This window comes from Herbaspirillum sp. BH-1 (assembly GCF_002870055.1).
Classification (GTDB): Bacteria; Pseudomonadota; Gammaproteobacteria; order Burkholderiales; family Burkholderiaceae_D; genus Herbaspirillum; species Herbaspirillum frisingense.
This window is the reverse complement of the sequence record NZ_PKOI01000002.1, coordinates 191,567-208,301: the sequence shown is the minus strand read 5'-3', so window position 1 is coordinate 208,301 and position 16,735 is coordinate 191,567. Positions and strand designations below refer to the sequence as shown.

At 63.8% G+C, this 16,735-nt stretch carries 11 protein-coding genes; 7 read left to right on the top strand and 4 right to left on the bottom strand.

The window, feature by feature from the left end:
* Positions 1 to 44: 44 nt before the first annotated feature.
* From HBH1_RS04120 to HBH1_RS04110, 3 genes are read left to right on the top strand one after another with little or no spacing between them, the layout of a single operon-like run.
* On the top strand, positions 45 to 1,643 hold the full coding sequence (locus tag HBH1_RS04120; protein WP_102661689.1) for a sensor histidine kinase: 1,599 nt from the start codon (positions 45 to 47) through the stop codon (positions 1,641 to 1,643).
* Position 1,644: 1 nt separating this feature from the next.
* Positions 1,645 to 1,929 (top strand): DUF4212 domain-containing protein, encoded by a 285-nt coding sequence (locus tag HBH1_RS04115; RefSeq protein WP_039874156.1) that lies wholly within the window; start codon positions 1,645 to 1,647, stop codon positions 1,927 to 1,929.
* Positions 1,919 to 3,970 (top strand): sodium:solute symporter family protein, encoded by a 2,052-nt coding sequence (locus tag HBH1_RS04110; protein ID WP_102661688.1) that lies wholly within the window; start codon positions 1,919 to 1,921, stop codon positions 3,968 to 3,970. The genes HBH1_RS04115 and HBH1_RS04110 overlap by 11 nt, the downstream gene beginning before the upstream one ends.
* Before the next feature lie 15 nt (positions 3,971 to 3,985).
* Here HBH1_RS04110 and HBH1_RS04105 read toward each other — a convergent pair whose 3' ends face one another.
* The 4 genes from HBH1_RS04105 to HBH1_RS04090 form a co-directional block, all read right to left on the bottom strand.
* Positions 3,986 to 4,930, bottom strand: a complete 945-nt coding sequence (locus tag HBH1_RS04105; protein ID WP_102661687.1) for a transglutaminase family protein — start codon at positions 4,928 to 4,930, stop codon at positions 3,986 to 3,988.
* Between the two features lies 1 nt (position 4,931).
* On the bottom strand, positions 4,932 to 7,433 hold the full coding sequence (locus tag HBH1_RS04100; RefSeq protein ID WP_102661686.1) for a circularly permuted type 2 ATP-grasp protein: 2,502 nt from the start codon (positions 7,431 to 7,433) through the stop codon (positions 4,932 to 4,934).
* An 84-nt stretch (positions 7,434 to 7,517) separates the two neighbouring features.
* Positions 7,518 to 10,913, bottom strand: a complete 3,396-nt coding sequence (locus HBH1_RS04095) for a transglutaminase family protein (protein WP_102661685.1) — start codon at positions 10,911 to 10,913, stop codon at positions 7,518 to 7,520.
* 245 nt (positions 10,914 to 11,158) lie between these two features.
* Complete coding sequence (locus HBH1_RS04090; RefSeq protein ID WP_102661684.1) at positions 11,159 to 12,385, bottom strand: polyhydroxyalkanoate depolymerase; 1,227 nt, start codon at positions 12,383 to 12,385, stop codon at positions 11,159 to 11,161.
* Between the two features lie 358 nt (positions 12,386 to 12,743).
* Here HBH1_RS04090 and HBH1_RS04085 point away from each other — a divergent pair, with 358 nt between their 5' ends.
* The 4 genes from HBH1_RS04085 to HBH1_RS04070 all read left to right on the top strand — a co-directional run bounded on the left by HBH1_RS04085 (position 12,744) and on the right by HBH1_RS04070 (position 16,613).
* Complete coding sequence (locus tag HBH1_RS04085; protein ID WP_006461769.1) at positions 12,744 to 13,400, top strand: glutathione S-transferase family protein; 657 nt, start codon at positions 12,744 to 12,746, stop codon at positions 13,398 to 13,400.
* A 76-nt stretch (positions 13,401 to 13,476) separates the two neighbouring features.
* Positions 13,477 to 13,920 carry a cupin domain-containing protein gene (locus HBH1_RS04080; protein ID WP_006461770.1) on the top strand — a complete coding sequence of 148 codons (444 nt, stop codon included), beginning with the start codon at positions 13,477 to 13,479 and terminating at the stop codon, positions 13,918 to 13,920.
* 258 nt (positions 13,921 to 14,178) lie between these two features.
* The gene (locus HBH1_RS04075; RefSeq protein WP_006461771.1) at positions 14,179 to 15,606 is read left to right on the top strand and encodes a circularly permuted type 2 ATP-grasp protein; all 1,428 of its coding nucleotides are present in this window, start codon (positions 14,179 to 14,181) and stop codon (positions 15,604 to 15,606) included.
* A 2-nt stretch (positions 15,607 to 15,608) separates the two neighbouring features.
* On the top strand, positions 15,609 to 16,613 hold the full coding sequence (locus HBH1_RS04070) for an alpha-E domain-containing protein (protein ID WP_102661683.1): 1,005 nt from the start codon (positions 15,609 to 15,611) through the stop codon (positions 16,611 to 16,613).
* Positions 16,614 to 16,735: the final 122 nt, after the last annotated feature.

Here is a 16,735-nt window from a genome sequence, read left to right as displayed (position 1 = left end):
GCCCTCCCCCTCACACATCGCACGCGCGCCTGCGCTGATCCGTCATGACAGCGCGTGATCCCTCTTCCGCAGCGTCCGCCACGCCCGAGCCGCAGACGCAGTCGCACCCCGAAGCCCAGCCCGGCCAGACACCCCGCAAGAAGCGGCGCGCCGCCCTGGCCACGCAACCGGTGGAGCGCATCCAGCGCTCGCTGTTCGGTGAAATCCTCGACTGGATGCTGGCCCCGCTGCTGCTGCTGTGGCCGATGAGCATCGCCATCACTTACCTGATCGCCCAATCGATCGCCAACCAGCCCTTCGACCGCGCCCTGGAAGACAGTGTCACCGTACTCGCCCAGCAGGTCTCCGAGGTCAACGGCAAGGTCGTCGCGCGCCTGCCGGTCTCGGCCCGCGACCTGCTGCGCGCCGACGACATCGACAACATCTACTACAAGGTCACCGGCCCCAACGGCGAATATGTGGAAGGCGACGTCGACATGCCGCAGCCGCCGGCCGAAGAAGATCGCAGCACTATCGGCACCGTGCAGTTCCGCAACGACATCCTGCACGGCAGCGATGTGCGCATCGCCATGCTGCAGGTGGACCTGCGTCGTAGTCCGGCCCAGCGCGCCGCTCAGCGCGAGCCGCGACTGGCCACGGTCCAGGTCGGCGAGACCCTGGAAAAGCGCGCCCAGCTGGCCAACGAAATCATCAAGGGCGTGATCCTGCCGCAGTTCGTGATCCTGCCGGTGGCACTGGCCCTGGTGTGGTTCGCACTCTCGCGTGGCTTGTCGCCCCTGTCCGAATTGCAGCAGCGCATCCGCGCGCGCCGGCCGGATGACCTCTCACCCATCGACTCCGGCCAGGTACCCGAGGAAATCTCGCCCCTGGTCCGGTCGCTCAACGACATGCTGGCGCGCCTGTCGCAGACCATCGCCATCCAGAAACGCTTCATCGCCGACGCCGCCCACCAGATGAAGACCCCGCTGGCGGGCATGCGCATGCAATCCGAACTGGCCCTGCGCCAGGATGACCAGGTGGATGTGCGCCGCTCGCTGGAACAACTGGCCAAGAGTTCGGAGACCGCCACCCGCCTGGTCAACCAGCTGCTGTCGCTGGCCCGCGCCGAGAACCAGCAATCGCAGTCCGGCGGCATGGCCGCGCTGGAACTGAACGAGCTGGCCCGCAGCGTGGTGCAGGAGTGGGTGCCGATGTCCTTCACCCAGCGCATCGACCTGGGCTTCGAGCAGCCCAACCACCCCATCATGATCACCGGCAACGCCATCATGCTGCGCGAGCTCTTGTCCAACCTGCTGGACAATGCCCTGCATTACACGCCGCATGACGGCAGCGGCCGCGTCACTGTGCGCGCCCGCACCGACGAAGGGGGCGGCCTGGCCATCCTGGAAGTGGAAGACAACGGCCCCGGCATCCCCGCCGCCGAGCGCGCCAACGTGTTCGAGCGCTTCTATCGCATCCTCGGCACACCCAGCACCGGCAGCGGCCTGGGCCTGGCCATCGTGCGCGAGATCGCCCAGCAGCATGACGCCGCCGTCGAGATCACCCACAACCCGCGCAGCACCGATCCCAAACAACCGGGCAGCCTGTTCCGCGTGAGCTTTCGCATGATGCCCAATACGCCTTTCCTCGACGACATCACCTGACATGGACCACGGCTCCCCTCCCCTCGACCCCGGCAACCAATGGCACCGCACGCGCCGCATGACCGGATGGCTGCTGGCGCTGTGGTTCCTGGCCACGTTCTTCTTCATCTACTTCGCCCGCGAACTGGACCAGGTACACCTGTTCGGCTGGCCGATCTCCTTCTACATGGCGGCGCAGGGCATGATGCTGATCTACCTGGCCATCGTCGTCATCTACGTACGGCGCATGCGGCGCATCGAACAACTGGTCAGACGTGAACAAGGCGAGCCCTGGCATGGAGAGTAACAAGGACTTCTTCCGGCGCCTGTGCCGCTACTATGGTTTCTACACACTGGGCTTCATCGCCTTCCTGTGCGTGCTGGCCATCCTGGAACGCGAAGGCATGCCACGTTCCTGGATCGGCTACCTGTTCCTGTTCGTCACCATCGGTCTGTATGCCGGCATCGGCGTGGTCTGCCGCACCTCCGACGTGCCCGAATACTATGTGGCCGGACGGCGCGTGCCGCCCCTCTTCAATGGCATGGCCACCGCCGCCGACTGGATCTCGGCCGCCACCTTCATCAGCCTGGCCGGTGGCCTCTACCTGCAGGGCTTCGACGGCCTGGCCTACATCCTCGGCTGGACCGGAGGCTATTGCCTGGTGGCGCTGCTGATTGCGCCCTACCTGCGCAAGTTCGGCCAATACACCATCGCCGACTTCCTCGCCGCACGCTATCCCGGCCGCGCCGGCAGCCATGGCGTCAACCTCATCCGCATCCTCGCGGTGGCGGCCACCATCCTCATCTCCTTTACCTATGTGGTGGCGCAGATCTATGGCGTGGGCCTGATCACGTCGCGCTTCACCGGCATCGATTTTTCCATCGGCATCTTCCTCGGGCTGGCCAGCATCCTGGTGTGCTCCTTCCTGGGCGGCATGCGTGCCATCACCTGGACCCAGGTGGCGCAATACATCATCATCCTGTTCGCCTACCTGATCCCGGTGATCTGGCTCTCCGCCAAGCACGCCACGGTGCCGGTGCCGCCGGTGGCCTACGGCACGGTGCTGCCCAAGCTCAGCGCCATGGAACACAAGCTGGAAGACGACCCCAAGGAAAAGGAAGTCCGCCAGATCTTCCAGGCCCGCGCAGACGATTACGAACGGCGTCTGCGCAATCTGCCGCAATCCTGGCTCGATGGCCGGGTGGAAGCGCAGAACCAGGCTGACCAGATCCGTCGCGATGTGCATGCGTCCCTGGCCGACATCAAGGCCGCCAGCCGCGCCCTGTCGGCCTACCCCAAATCCCCCGAGGAAGCCGAACGCAAATGGACCGAAGCCCGCGCCGCCAACCTGGCCCGGGCACAGCCACCGGTCTCGCAGACCGAACCCTTCCCCGGGCGCGACAAGCAGAGCTCCGACATCAAGCGCAACAATTTCCTGGCACTGGTATTCTGCCTGATGCTCGGCACGGCGGCACTGCCGCACATCCTCATGCGCTACTACACCACGCCCACCGTGGCCGGTGCACGCAGTTCGGTCTTCTGGACCCTGTTCTTCATCATGCTGATCTACCTCACCGTGCCGGCCCTGACCGTGCTGGTGAAGTACGACATCTATACCTCGCTGGTGGGCAGCAGCTACAGCCACCTGCCGGACTGGGTCTATTACTGGGGCAACATGGACAAGCTCAATCCACTGCTCTCCATCAATGACTTGAACCGCGACGGGCTGGTGCAACTGGGCGAGATCTCCATGGATGGCGACATCATCGTGCTGGCCATGCCCGAGATCGCCGGCCTGCCCTATTTCGTCTCCGGCCTGGTGGCTGCAGGTGGCCTGGCGGCGGCGCTGTCGACCGCCGACGGCCTGTTGCTGACCATCTCCAATGCGCTCTCGCACGATGTCTATTACAAGGTGGTCGACCCCAGTGCGTCGACCCAGAAGCGGGTGACCATTTCCAAGCTGCTGTTACTGGTGGTGGCGCTGCTGGCAGCCTACGCGGCCTCGCTCAAGCCGGGCGATATCCTGTCGATGGTAGGCGCGGCGTTTTCGCTGGCCGCCTCGACGCTGTTCCCGGCGCTGGTACTGGGGGTGTTCTGGAAACGCGCCAACCAGGCCGGTGCGATTGCCGGCATCGTGTGCGGCTTCCTGATGTGCGTGTACTACATGCTGCACACCAACCCGTCATTCGGCGGCAGTGCAGCCGGACAGTGGTTCCACATCGCGCCGATCTCGGCGGGCATCTTCGGCGTGCCGGTGGGCATGGCGGCCATGGTCATCGTCAGCCTGGTCACGCCGCCACCGGATGAGGCCACCATCGCGCTGATCGACCATATCCGCACGCCCTGAGCACGGAGCATCACCTCAGATCGACAGCTGCAGCCCTCGCGCCTCTTCGCCAGGCATCACGGTGACCGCCACTTGCATGGTCTGCTGGCCGCCGCCGATGAGGACACCACGCAGCGGCGAGATATCCAGGAAATCACGGCCCCAGCCCAGCGTGATATGGCTGGTATCGGGGAAGACGCCATTGGTCGGATCGGCATCGACCCAGCTGCCCTCGCCCCCTGCGGGGTCGGGGCAATACACCGACACCCAGGCATGAGAAGCATCGGCGCCGATCAGGCGTGGCTGCCCCGGTGGCGGCTCGGTCAGCAGATAGCCGCTGACATAGCGCGCCGCCAGACCGATGGAGCGCAGACAGGACAGCATCAGGTGCGCAAAGTCCTGGCAGACCCCGCGCCGGTTGACGAAGACCTCAGTCACCGGAGTGGACACAGTGGTAGCCGTCGGATCGAACGCGAACTCTTCGTGGATGCGCATCATCAGCGCACGTACCCCCTCCACCACCGACACACCCGGCACGAAGCACTCGGCCGCATACCGGATGAATTCACGCTTGATGCGCACGTGCGAGGATTCGAACAGGAAATTGGATGCGTCCAGCATCCCCGGCGCCATCATCCGCCCGCCGTGATAGGCCATCGACATCGCCGCCTCGTCCCAGGCCATGCTCTCCTGCGGCTGGCCACGGGGCGTCAGCGCGACCCAGGAATCGGCCTGCACATCCAGGCTGGTGTGGTCGGTATCGAGGGAAAAGGCCTTGATGATATTGCCGAAATTGTCCGCATAGCTGCGCACCAGCTGGGGTGCCGGCAGCACGTTGACGGTATGCGACAGGCACTGCTGCCAGGGCAGTTCGCGTGGTGTCAGGTGCAGCACCTGATGCGACAGGCGTACCGGTAGCGCATAGCCGTAATGGGTCTGGTGGTGGATGCGATAGACCACGCGCTGGCTGGCCGCACTCATCTCAGACCCCCTGGCTGACCGGTGCGGTCAGCGGCGTGAAGTAATGACGCGACAGGTCATCGGAGAGCATGTAGCCGCCGCTGACCGCATCGCGCATCAGTTGCACCAGGCGTGCATTGGCTTGCTCCATGTTGGGATGATCGTGGGCGAATTCGTTCAGGTTCATCGCCTCCAGCTGGCTGGACAGGTGGGTCGGGATGCTCATGCTGAGCAGGCCAAGCTGCTGGGCGATATCGCTGATGTATTGCTGCAGCATGCGGAACTGGTAGGCCATGCCATGCGGATTGCTGACATCGAATACCAGCAGGTGCAACACCGGCAGCCATTCCGGCGTGCGGCGATAGCGCACCCGATAGGTCACGATACTGCTGGCCGCCTCCAGCAGCCACGACAGCGCCGCCGTCTGGCGCTGCGGCGGCAACCGCAGGAAGTTGTCGAACAGCGCGGCCATGTTGGCCATGCGCTCGATGTGACGGCCCACCATCAGGAACTGCCAGCCGGCGTCGCGCGTCATGTCGTCCAGCGCATGCCCGGCCAGCCCGGAACAGGCATCGATCACATTGCCCAGCACATGCTGGGCCGCAGCCGGGGTATGGATGCGTTCCTGCACCATGGCCGGCATCTTGGTCAGCGCATGCCAGTTGTCCAGCGAAAGATGTTCCCGCACCTGATAGGCGGCATTGGCCAGCTGTCGCAATTGCGTGGCCACGCTGACCGGCACCGACGGATCGATCACCGCCGCCTGCAGGCTCTGCTGCAGGCCGGTGATGGTCGGTCGTGGTTCCGACTTGGGCATCTGCACGCCGAGCTGGCTGCATATCCATGAAACGCTGCCCAGCATGCCCCGGCTTTCGCTCTGGCCATCGAGGGTGTATTCCAGCGTGGTCCGCAACAGGCGCGCGAGATTCTTCACGCGCTCCGAATAGCGCCCCATCCAGAACAGGTTCTCACCAGAGTGCGACGACACATCGACCGTGCCCTTGATGACGGTGACGTTGTTGACACCCTGGGCGACCTCCACGGCACTCGGCGCCCACTGCTCCGCCTCGCGCAACACCCACACATCCTTGCTGGTGCCCCCCTGCTGCATCGACACCACATCCCGTCGCTGGCGCGGCGCCACCCGGGTCAGGCCACCCGGCATCACCTGGTAACCGCCTTCGCCATCGGCCACCACGAACACACGCAGGCTGATGGTGCGGTTCATCAGGCGGTAGTCACCGCTGCGCGACATCACCGGCGCCTGCGACAGGCGCACCCATTCCTGCGCCGCATAGGCGTGCGGCTGCAGCTGCAGGCTTTCGATCAGGCGTCGGCGCGCCGTGCCGGTAAGGGCATGGCCGAACACCGGCTGCATGCGCATCGAGGAAAACGCCGGCACGATCACCAGATCATCGAGATGCGCCAGTGTGTAATCCAGCGCAGGTTTTTCACCGCACCACCACGACGCCACCGAAGGCAGCATCAGCGGCTCGCCAAACAGCCGCTCGTTGATCGCCGGCAGGAAGCCATGCAGCGCGGTCGACTCCAGCACGCCACTGCCCAGCGAATTGGCGATCACCACATTGCCCAGGCGCGCCGCCTGCGTCAGCCCCGGTACCCCCAACGCCGAATCGGCGCGCAGCTCCAGCGGATCGCAATAGTCGTCGTCCATGCGGCGCAGGATGGCGTGCACGCGGCGCAGGCCATTCAAGGTCTTCAGGAACACCTGCTCGCCACGCACCGTCAGGTCCACCCCTTCCACCAGCGGAAAGCCCAGCGTATGCGCCAGGAAGGCATGCTCGGAATAGGTTTCGTTGTAAGGGCCGGGGGTGAGCAGCACGATCAGCGGCACCTCGCCCTCGGACGGCGCCAGGCGCGTCAGCATCGCGCGCAGCGTATGGAAGTAGCGATGCGGCGACTCCACATGCATGTCGCGCAGCGCCTCCGGCATGGCACGCGCCATGATCTGGCGGTTCTGCAGCGCATATCCGGTGCCTGACGGTCCCTGGGTACGGTCCGAGACCACCCACCAGGTGCCATCGGCCGAGCGCGCCAGGTCGATCGCATAGGCATGCAGATGCACGCCGCCCGGCGGCTGCCAGCCATGGCAGGGCATCAGGTAGCCGTGCTGGCCGAATACCAGCGCCGGCGGCAACAGACCCTCGGCGATCAACGACTGCGGCCCGTAGATGTCGGACAGCAGGCCGTTCATCAGCCGCGCCCGCTGCGCCACCGCACGCTCCAGGAAATCCCATTCCTCCGAGGACACCAGGTGTGGCAGCAGATCCAGCTCCCATGGGCGATTGGCGCCCTTGGGATCGACATAGACGTTGTAGGTCACGCCATCGGAGGCGATGGCGTCACGCACCTCGTTGGCACGCCGGCGCAACATCTCCGGCGAGAGGTTTTCAAGCTGGTCGATCAGCGTTCGCCAGTGTGGGCGCAGGCGGCCGTCGGCCGCCAGCATCTCGTCGAAGCGATCGCTGGCTACCGAATAGCTCTCCAGTAGACGCTGGTGCATAGGTCATTGGCGGCCAGGCTGCGCTGCGCGGCGGCCTGCATCGCGCAGCGCCAGAGGCGGCAAGACGCCGCGCCCGGCTCAGTTTTAGAAGTAGCGTAAGTCTAACGTAAAAGGAAACTCGATAGACGGCCGCGCCGGGGTGACTCGCAATTTTCCCGGGGTATGGTTCATGCGGAAGTAGCGCGCCAGGCGGCGACTTTCCGCCTCGAAGGCATTGACCGGGAAGGTCTCGTAGTTGCGTCCGCCCGGATGCACCACGTGGTACTGGCAACCGCCCAGGCTGCGGCCGTTCCAGGTATCGACCAGATCGAAGGTCAGCGGTGAATCCACCGGGATGGTCGGGTGCAGCGCCGACGGCGGCTGCCAGGCGCGGTAACGGATGCCCGAGACGAACTGTCCGACCGTGCCGGTGGGCTGCAACGGCACCGAGACACCATTGCAGGTCAGCACGTAGCGATCCGAGGCCATGCCGCTGACCTTGACCTGCAGGCGCTCCAGCGAGGAATCGACATAGCGCGCAGTACCGCCGCCGCTGTTCTCTTCGCCCAGCACGTGCCAGGGCTCCAACGCCGTGCGCAATTCGATCTGCATGCCCTTGACGGCATAGTCGCCGATCTTGGGGCAACGGAATTCCATGTGCGGCGCGAACCACTCGGCGCGCATGGGATAGCCGGCCTCGTTCATGTCGGCCATCACATCGGCAAAGTCCTGCTCGATGAAATGCGGCAGCAGGAAGCGGTCATGCAGCTCGGTCCCCCAGCGCACCAGGCGTGCCGGCTTGTACGGGTCCTTCCAGAAACGCGCCACCAGGCCGCGCAGCAGCAGTTGCTGGGTCAGGCTCATGCGCGCATGCGGCGGCATCTCGAAGGCGCGCAATTCCAGCAGGCCCAGGCGGCCGGTGGCACTGTCGGGGGAATACATCTTGTCGATGCAGAACTCGGCGCGGTGCGTATTGCCGGTCACGTCGATCAAGAGATTGCGCAACAGCCGGTCCACCAGCCAGGGTGGGCATTCTCCCTTGGCGACCTGCTTGTCCATCTCGGCAAAAGCCAGTTCGATTTCCACCGTCGAGTCGTTGCGCGCTTCGTCGATGCGCGGCGCCTGCGAGGTCGGGCCGATGAACATGCCCGAGAACAGGTAGGACAGCGAGGGATGGTTGTGCCAGTAGGAAATCAGGCTGCGCAACAGGTCCGGCCGGCGCAGGAAGGGCGAATCGCTGGTGGTGATGCCGCCCAGCACCATGTGGTTGCCGCCTCCGGTACCGGAGTGATGGCCATCCAGCATGAATTTCTCGGTGGTCAGGCGCGAGGCGCGAGCAGCGTCGTACAGGTGCGTGGTCTGCTCGACCAGTTCGCTCCAGTTGTTGGCCGGCTGGATGTTGACCTCGATCACGCCCGGGTCGGGGGTGACGCTGAACTTGCGCAGGCGCGGATCATTGGGCGGCTCGTAGCCTTCCAGCAGCACCGGCTGCTTCAGTTCCTCGGCCACGGCCTCGATGGCGGCCACCAGTTCAAGATAATGTTCCAGTTGCGACAGTGGCGGCATGAAGAGGTAGAACACGCCATTGCGCACTTCGGCGCAAAGTGCGGTGCGGGTGACCCAGTTGGCCGACTCGAAGCTGGCCGGCGCCGGCTGGGGGGCAGTCGCCTCAGTAGCGATGGTACCGGCAGTGCCGGCGGTGCCGGTCTTGGCCTCGGCGCCCCCGCCGATGGCCGCTCCCATGCTGCTTGCCCTGTCAACGCGTCCACCTGGCTCCTGGGGGCTACCCAACTGACGACGGATCTCAGTATTGCTGGGCAAGGGTCGGAAGCTCTGGGCGGGATCGGCCGGATACACCGCCGGGTATTCCCCTTCCTTGACCCACGGCAGCGAATCCAGCGGCATGCGATAACCCAGCGGCGAATCGCCCGGATACAGATAGCAGCGCTCGCTGCGCAGGAACCACGCCCCGCTCTGCCAGCCGCGTCCATCATCGCGTCGCGCCAGCGGCAGCACATGCCCCACGGCGCTTTGCAGACCCTGCGTGAAGACGCGCATCAGGCGCTCGCGTTCCTGCTTGTCATCCACCCGCGAGTCGAAGGGGTCGACATTGCCCGGCAGGCGGCGCTCGCGCCACATGTAGTAGAACACGTCTTCGTAAGCGGGGAAGACGTTCTTGCCATCCACCTTCAGTCGCTGCGCCACGCGGTGCAGGAAGTGGCTGGTCACGATCTTGTCGGTCACGTTGGGCTTGGTCTCGTCACCGATCAGGGCGGGGTTCATCCAGATCGGCTCGCCATCGCGACGCCAATAGCAATTGAGCGCCCAGCGCGGCAGTTGCTCACCGGGGTACCACTTGCCCTGGCCGAAGTGCGGCAGGCCCTGCGCCGCATACTTGTCGCGCATGCGGTGGTACAGCTCGGCCGCCAGCGGCTTCTTGGTCGGACCCATGGCGGCGGTATTCCATTCCGGCTCGTCCGGATGATCCAGCGAAACGAAGGTCGGCTCGCCGCCCATGGTCAGGCGCACGTCATTGGTCTGGAGGTCGACGTCGATGGCATGCCCCAGCTGTTCGATCGCGGCCCACTGCTCCTCGGTATAGGGCTTGGTCACACGCGGCGCTTCCCAGATGCGCTTGACCGACATCAGGTGTTCGAACTCCACTTCGCAGGGATCGACCAGGCCACTCACCGGTGCAGCCGATGCCGGCTCGGGCGTGCAGGACAAGGGGATGTGCCCTTCGCCCGCAAACAGGCCCGAGGTCGGGTCCAGCCCCACCCAGCCGGCACCCGGCAGGTAGACCTCGCACCAGGCGTGCAGGTCGGTGAAATCGGCCTCGGGGCCGGAAGGACCATCGAGCGACTTCTGGTCGGCCGTCAGCTGGATCAGGTAGCCGGAGACGAAACGCGCCGCCAGCCCCAGGTGGCGCAGCAACTGCACCAGCAACCAGGACGAATCGCGGCAGGAGCCGGACTGCAGTTCCAGCGTTTCTTCCGGTGTCTGCACGCCCGGTTCCATGCGGATGGTGTAGCCGATGTGCGAGGCCAGCTTCTGGTTCAGCGCCACCAGGAAGTTGGCACTGCCCACCTTCTCGCGCGGAACGCTGTCCAGGAATTTCTTGAACAGCGGCGACAGCGGCAGCTTCTGCCGGTACGGCATCAGTTCATTCAGCAGGTCCTTGGCGTACTCGAAGGGGAATTGCTCGGCATACGGCTCAAGGAAGAAATCGAAGGGATTGATGACCGACATCTCGGCCACCAGATCGACTTCGATCTTGAATTCGGTGGTCTTCTCCGGGAACACCAGGCGTGCCAGGTAGTTTGATTCCGGGTCCTGCTGCCAGTTGATGAAATGCGGCTCGGGCAAGACCCGCAGCGAATAGCTCAGGATGCGTGTACGACTATGCGGAGCGGGACGCAAGCGGACGACTTGCGGTCCCAGGTTGATGGCACGGTCGTACTTGTAAGAGGTGACATGGTTCAGGGCCACGTGGATCGACATGGAATTCCTTTACGACAAGCAATGGTTCAAGCACAGGGCTTGGTTGTTGGCGACATGCAGTGACAGGCGCAGAGCCCCGTCATGCATACCTTGTTTTTCTTACCGCCTGATTACTTTTCTGAAGACATCCTGAGGGCGACCTCGCTGTGAGTGTAAGTGAGACTGTAAGTGCCCGGCCTGCGACAACCTGGATTTCTGATCCGGAAAACCAGGTCCTTCGGCAGGACGGGACAGGCGCCGAAGGCTCACCTGTGATGCATATTAATGAAATCCCGCAGACGCGGATAGATTTCGTTTTCCCAGCGCCGGCCATTGAAGACGCCGTAATGCCCGACCGCCGTCTGAACATGGTGCATGCGCATATAGGGCCGGATGTTGCTGCACATTTCCTGTGCGGCCACGGTCTGGCCGACGGCGCAGATGTCGTCCTTCTCGCCTTCGATGGTGAACAGCGCGGTGCGGCGAATGGCACGTGGCTCCACCACACGCTCGCGATAGGTCAGCTTGCCCAGCGGCAGCGCATGTTCCTGGAAGACCGTGCGCACCGTTTCCAGGTAGAACTCGGCCGGCAGGTCGGACATGGCGAAGTACTCTTCGTAGAAATCCTTGATCTGCGCCGCCTGCGCCTCCTCGCCCTCGACCAGATGATGGTAGAGCTTGCGGAAGGCGTCGACGTGGCGGTTCAGGTTCATGTTCATGAACGCCCCCAGCTGCACGAAGCCCGGATAGACGCGCCGCCCCGCACCCGCATGGCGTGCCGGCACGGTACTGATCATGTTCTTCTCGAACCAGGCGATGGGCTTGCTCTTGGCCAGCGCATTGACGGCGGTCGGATTGACCCGGGTATCCAGCGGCCCCGCCATCAGGGTCATGGTGCGCGGCTGGGCCGGATGGTTTTCCTCGGCCATGACCGCTGCCGCAGTCAACGCCGCCACCGTGGGCTGGCACACCGCCAGCAGGTGGGCGCCCGGCCCCAGCACGGTGAGGAACTGGATCACATGGGAAACGTATTCATCCAGGCCGAAAGGACCATGCTCCAGGGCGATGTCGCGTGCATTGCGCCAGTCGGTGATGTAGACGTCGTGGTCGCGCAGCAAGGTCTTGACGGTACCGCGCAGCAGCGTGGCGAAGTGGCCCGACATGGGCGCCACCACCAGCACCTTGGGCTGATGGGCTAAAGTTTCCTTGCGGAAATGCAGCAGTCCACAGAAGGGCGTATCGGCGACTTCTTCCTCGTGCACCGCAATTGTGCGCCCACCATCGACCACCTCGCCGATGGCGAAGGGTGGGCGGGCATGGGTCAGCTGCGTGCGCGCAAAGACCTCGCAGGCCGACGCCATCTTGCGCAGGTAGGGCTGGGCCGGCACGCCGGGCCAGGTCATGTCCAGCATGGGCGCCATCATGCGGGCACAGGCCCGCAGTGGATCGGTGGCGTCGGCGTAGTTCTGGTAGAGCTGATAGGTATTGATCATGAAAACGCCGCCCTCGGGAGTGTCTCTTCTTGGTTTCCTTGACTGCCGCTCGCTGACCACGGGATGCAATTGTCGTGCCATTGCCGTGCCATCGGTGGGCCGCAAACGCCGCCGCCCACCGCTTTTCCAGGCCCTGCACCGGCATTGATGGCCGCACGGAAACCCCGCGGTCGGGCAGGCGGGCATTTCCCGCGAGCTGGCACAAGCTTTGCAAGCAATCCCCTCGCATGCCGGTGACCGGCCTGTGCCTTTCCTGACGCGCAGACAGGAAGGGCTGACCAAGATGATGAAGATGACACCGCCGCTCACGCGGCAGCGTGCCCAAAGTCAACCTGCACAAAACAGAAAAAGGACTGACATGCCTAAGACGACTTTGCGCATCACCAGCAAGAACTACTCCTCGTGGTCCCTGCGCGGCTGGCTCATGGCCAGGTTCGCAGGGCTCTCCTTCGAGGAAGACATCGTGCCGCCGGACGACCCGTCGGCACGGGCAGAGATCCTGCTCCTGTCTTCCTCCATCCTGGTACCCAGCCTCCACCATGGCGATGTACTGGTATGGGATACGCTGGCCATTGCCGAATATCTCAACGAAATCCGCCCCGGCGCCAAGCTGCTGCCCTCCGACCTGGCCGCCCGCGCCCATTGCCGCTCGGTCTGCGGCGAAATGCATTCCGGCTTCTCGGCCCTGCGCGCAGCGCTGCCGATGAATCTGAAGGGACACTTCCCCAACTTCAAGGTGTGGTCGCGCGCGGAAGCCGACATCGTGCGCATCACCACCATCTGGAAGGAATGCCTGGCCAAGTACGGCGGGCCTTTCCTGTTCGGCGAACAACGCACCATGGCCGATGCCATGTATGCCCCGGTGGTCACGCGCTTCATGACCTATGACGTCAAACTCGATCCCGTCTGCACCGCCTATGCCAAGCGCATCATGGCCATGCCGGAGATGCAGGAATGGATCACCGCCGCCAAGAAGGAGCCGGAGGATATCGACGAGCTCGACGTGGAATTCTAGGGCGCCGCATTGAAGAGGATCGCGCCCGTTTTTTGTCGCAGGCCCATTGCGGGAGACCGCAGAAAGGATGGATGTGATGAATACCGTAGCTGATGCAAGCGTACTGGCGCAAAACACCTTCTCGCATGTGAGCGAGGGCGACACGCCCTATGAAACGGGCGGACTGCGCGACTTCTTCCTCTACCGCGACCTGGGTATCGCCGCAGCCACCGGCGGCCAGGTGGTAGCGCAGCTGGTCAAGGCCAACATGGCACCCGAGACCGGCACCGGATGGCATCGGCACGAGGCCAACTTCCACATCGTCATCATGCTCAAGGGCTGGGCGCGCTTCATGTACGACACCGAGGTCACGCTGGTCAAGGCCGGCGACTGCGTGCACCAGCGACCGGGCATCGTGCACTTCCTGTTCGACTATTCACCGGACATGGAGTACCTGGAAATCGTCAGTCCGGCCGACTTCAAGACCATCGACATGCCGGCGCCCTGCGAGGTACCCGCACCCACTCCATGGAACAACTGAAGCCAATGCGGGTCTGCAGGACATGGCTGCAGGCCCGCGCATGAGAGGAGCAAAAGCGTGCAATTTTCCACTGTCAAAAATTTCAGGGCTCTGTTAGTCTTTCTTCGTGCACGCCCCCTCTGGCGTGCCGCTGCAGTCCCCTAGGGTCATTGCTTCACGCTGCAATCCCGCTGGTGTTTTGCCGTACCTACCGCCTCTGTTTTCGTTACAACCTACTTAGAAAGATTCCCGCTCCCCACGGGAACGCGAAGCAAACCTATGGCACATTTTTTTGATGAGATGTATTCAGGAGGCTCCGGCAGCGAAGATCGTGAAGTGCGTCAGCACTATGCAGAATTCGCCAGCTGGCTTTCCGCGCAATCGCCGGAAATCATCGCCCGCAAACGTGCCGAATCCGACCTGATCTTCCGCCGCGTCGGTATTACCTTCGCCGTCTATGGAAACGATGCCGGCACCGAACGCCTGATCCCCTTCGACATCATCCCGCGCATCATCCACAAGGCCGAATGGGCCAAGCTGGAAGCCGGGCTGGTCCAGCGCGTCAAGGCGCTCAACATGTTCATCCACGACATCTACCACGAGCAGAAGATTGTCAAGGCCGGCATCATCCCGCCCGAGCAGATCTTCCAGAACGCCCAGTACCGGCGCGAGATGCAGGATGTGAACGTGGTCAACGACATCTACGCACACATCGCCGGGGTCGACATCGTGCGCGCCGGCGAGGGCGAGTTCTACGTGCTGGAAGACAATCTGCGCGTGCCTTCCGGCGTGTCCTACATGCTGGAAAACCGCAAGATGATGATGCGGCTCTTCCCCGATCTCTTCAAGCGCCACAAGATCGCGCCGGTCGATCACTATCCCGACCTGCTGCTGGACAATCTGCGCTCGGTGGCCCCTGCCGGCGTGACCGATCCGACGGTGGTGGTAATGACCCCGGGCATGTACAACTCGGCCTACTTCGAGCATGCCTTCCTGGCCCAGCAGATGGGCGTGGAACTGGTCGAGGGGCAGGACCTGTTCGTCAAGGACAACGTGGTCTACATGCGCACCACGCGCGGCCCCAAGCGGGTCGACGTGATCTATCGCCGCATCGACGACGACTTCCTCGATCCGCTGGCCTTCCGCCCCGATTCGGCGCTGGGCGTACCGGGACTGCTGCAGGCATATCGCGCCGGCAAGGTCACGCTGACCAATGCCATCGGCACCGGCGTGGCCGACGACAAGTCGATCTATCCCTACGTGCCGGACATGGTGCGTTTCTACCTTTCCGAAGAACCCATCCTCAACAACGTGCCGACCTACCAGTGCCGCAAGAAGGAGGACCTCTCCTACACGCTGGCCAACCTGGAAAAGCTGGTGGTCAAGGAAGTCCACGGCGCCGGCGGCTACGGCATGCTGGTCGGCCCGGCCTCGACCAGGCAGGAGATCGAGGACTTCCGTGCCCGCATCATCGCCAAACCCGACGGCTATATCGCCCAGCCCACGCTCGCGCTGTCGGTCTGTCCGACCTATGTGGAGTCCGGCATCGCGCCGCGCCACCTGGACCTGCGCCCGTTCGTGCTGTCGGGCAAGCAGATCACGATGGTCAAGGGCGGCTTGACGCGCGTGGCCTTGAAGGAAGGCTCGCTGGTGGTGAACTCGTCGCAGGGCGGCGGCACCAAGGACACCTGGATTCTGGAGAAATAACGATGTTGAGCCGCACCGCCGATCACCTCTTCTGGATGGCCCGCTACACCGAGCGCGCCGAGAACACCGCCCGCATGCTCGATGTGCATGTACAGACCGCGCTGCTGCCGCAATCGACCGACGACGCCGAGCAGGGCTGGCGCGCCGTGCTGGGTATCTCGGAACTGCTCTACGGCTACAACCAGAAATACGACAAGCTCACGCAGAAGGACGTCATCGACTTCATGGTGCGCGACCCCAACAACCCGTCGTCGATCGCCTCCTGCCTGCGCCAGGCCCGCGAGAACGCGCGGGCCGTGCGCGGCGCGCTGACCACGGAAGCCTGGGAAATCCAGAACGCCACCTGGATCAAGATGCAGTCCTACCTGCAGACCAATGCGCTGGAGCAGAACCCCAGCGATTTCTTCGAGTGGGTCAAGCATCGCTCGCACCTGTCACGGGGCGTGACCATCGGCACCATGCTGGAGGATGAGGCCTTCCACTTCATCCGCCTGGGGACCTTCCTGGAACGTGCCGACAACACGGCGCGCATCATCGACGTCAAGTTCCACGGCGCCAAGGAAGCGCAGTCGCAGAAACAGAACGGCCAATCGCAATCGCAATCCCAATCACAGAGCCAGGCCGCACGCGATGAAGCCGGGCAACTGGACTTCTACTACTGGGCCGCGATCCTGCGTTCGGTGTCCGGCTTCGAGATCTACCGCAAGGTCTATCGCGACGTCATCACCCCCGAGCGCGTGGCCGAACTGCTGATCCTGCGCGCCGACATGCCGCGCTCGCTGCTGGCCTGCATGGGTAATGTGATCTCCAACCTGCACCATGTGCGCAACGATGTCTCGGCCGACACCGAGCGCTTCGCCGGCAAGCTGCATGCCGACCTGAAGTTCGCCCGCATCGAGGAAATCCTGGAAGCTGGTCTGCACGACACCCTGACCGAATTCCTGGAACGCATCTTCGAGCTGGGCAATCGCATCAGCCGCGATTTTCTTGTTCCGTTGGCAGCGTAAGTGACTCCGGCTGTGCTCTGCAGCATGAGAAAGGAGCACAGCCGCTGTCATCTTTTCCGGAAACAGGCCGTTACTGTAGGTACGTCACGACAGATGTCCCCGGTGCGCAAGCTCTGGCGCCG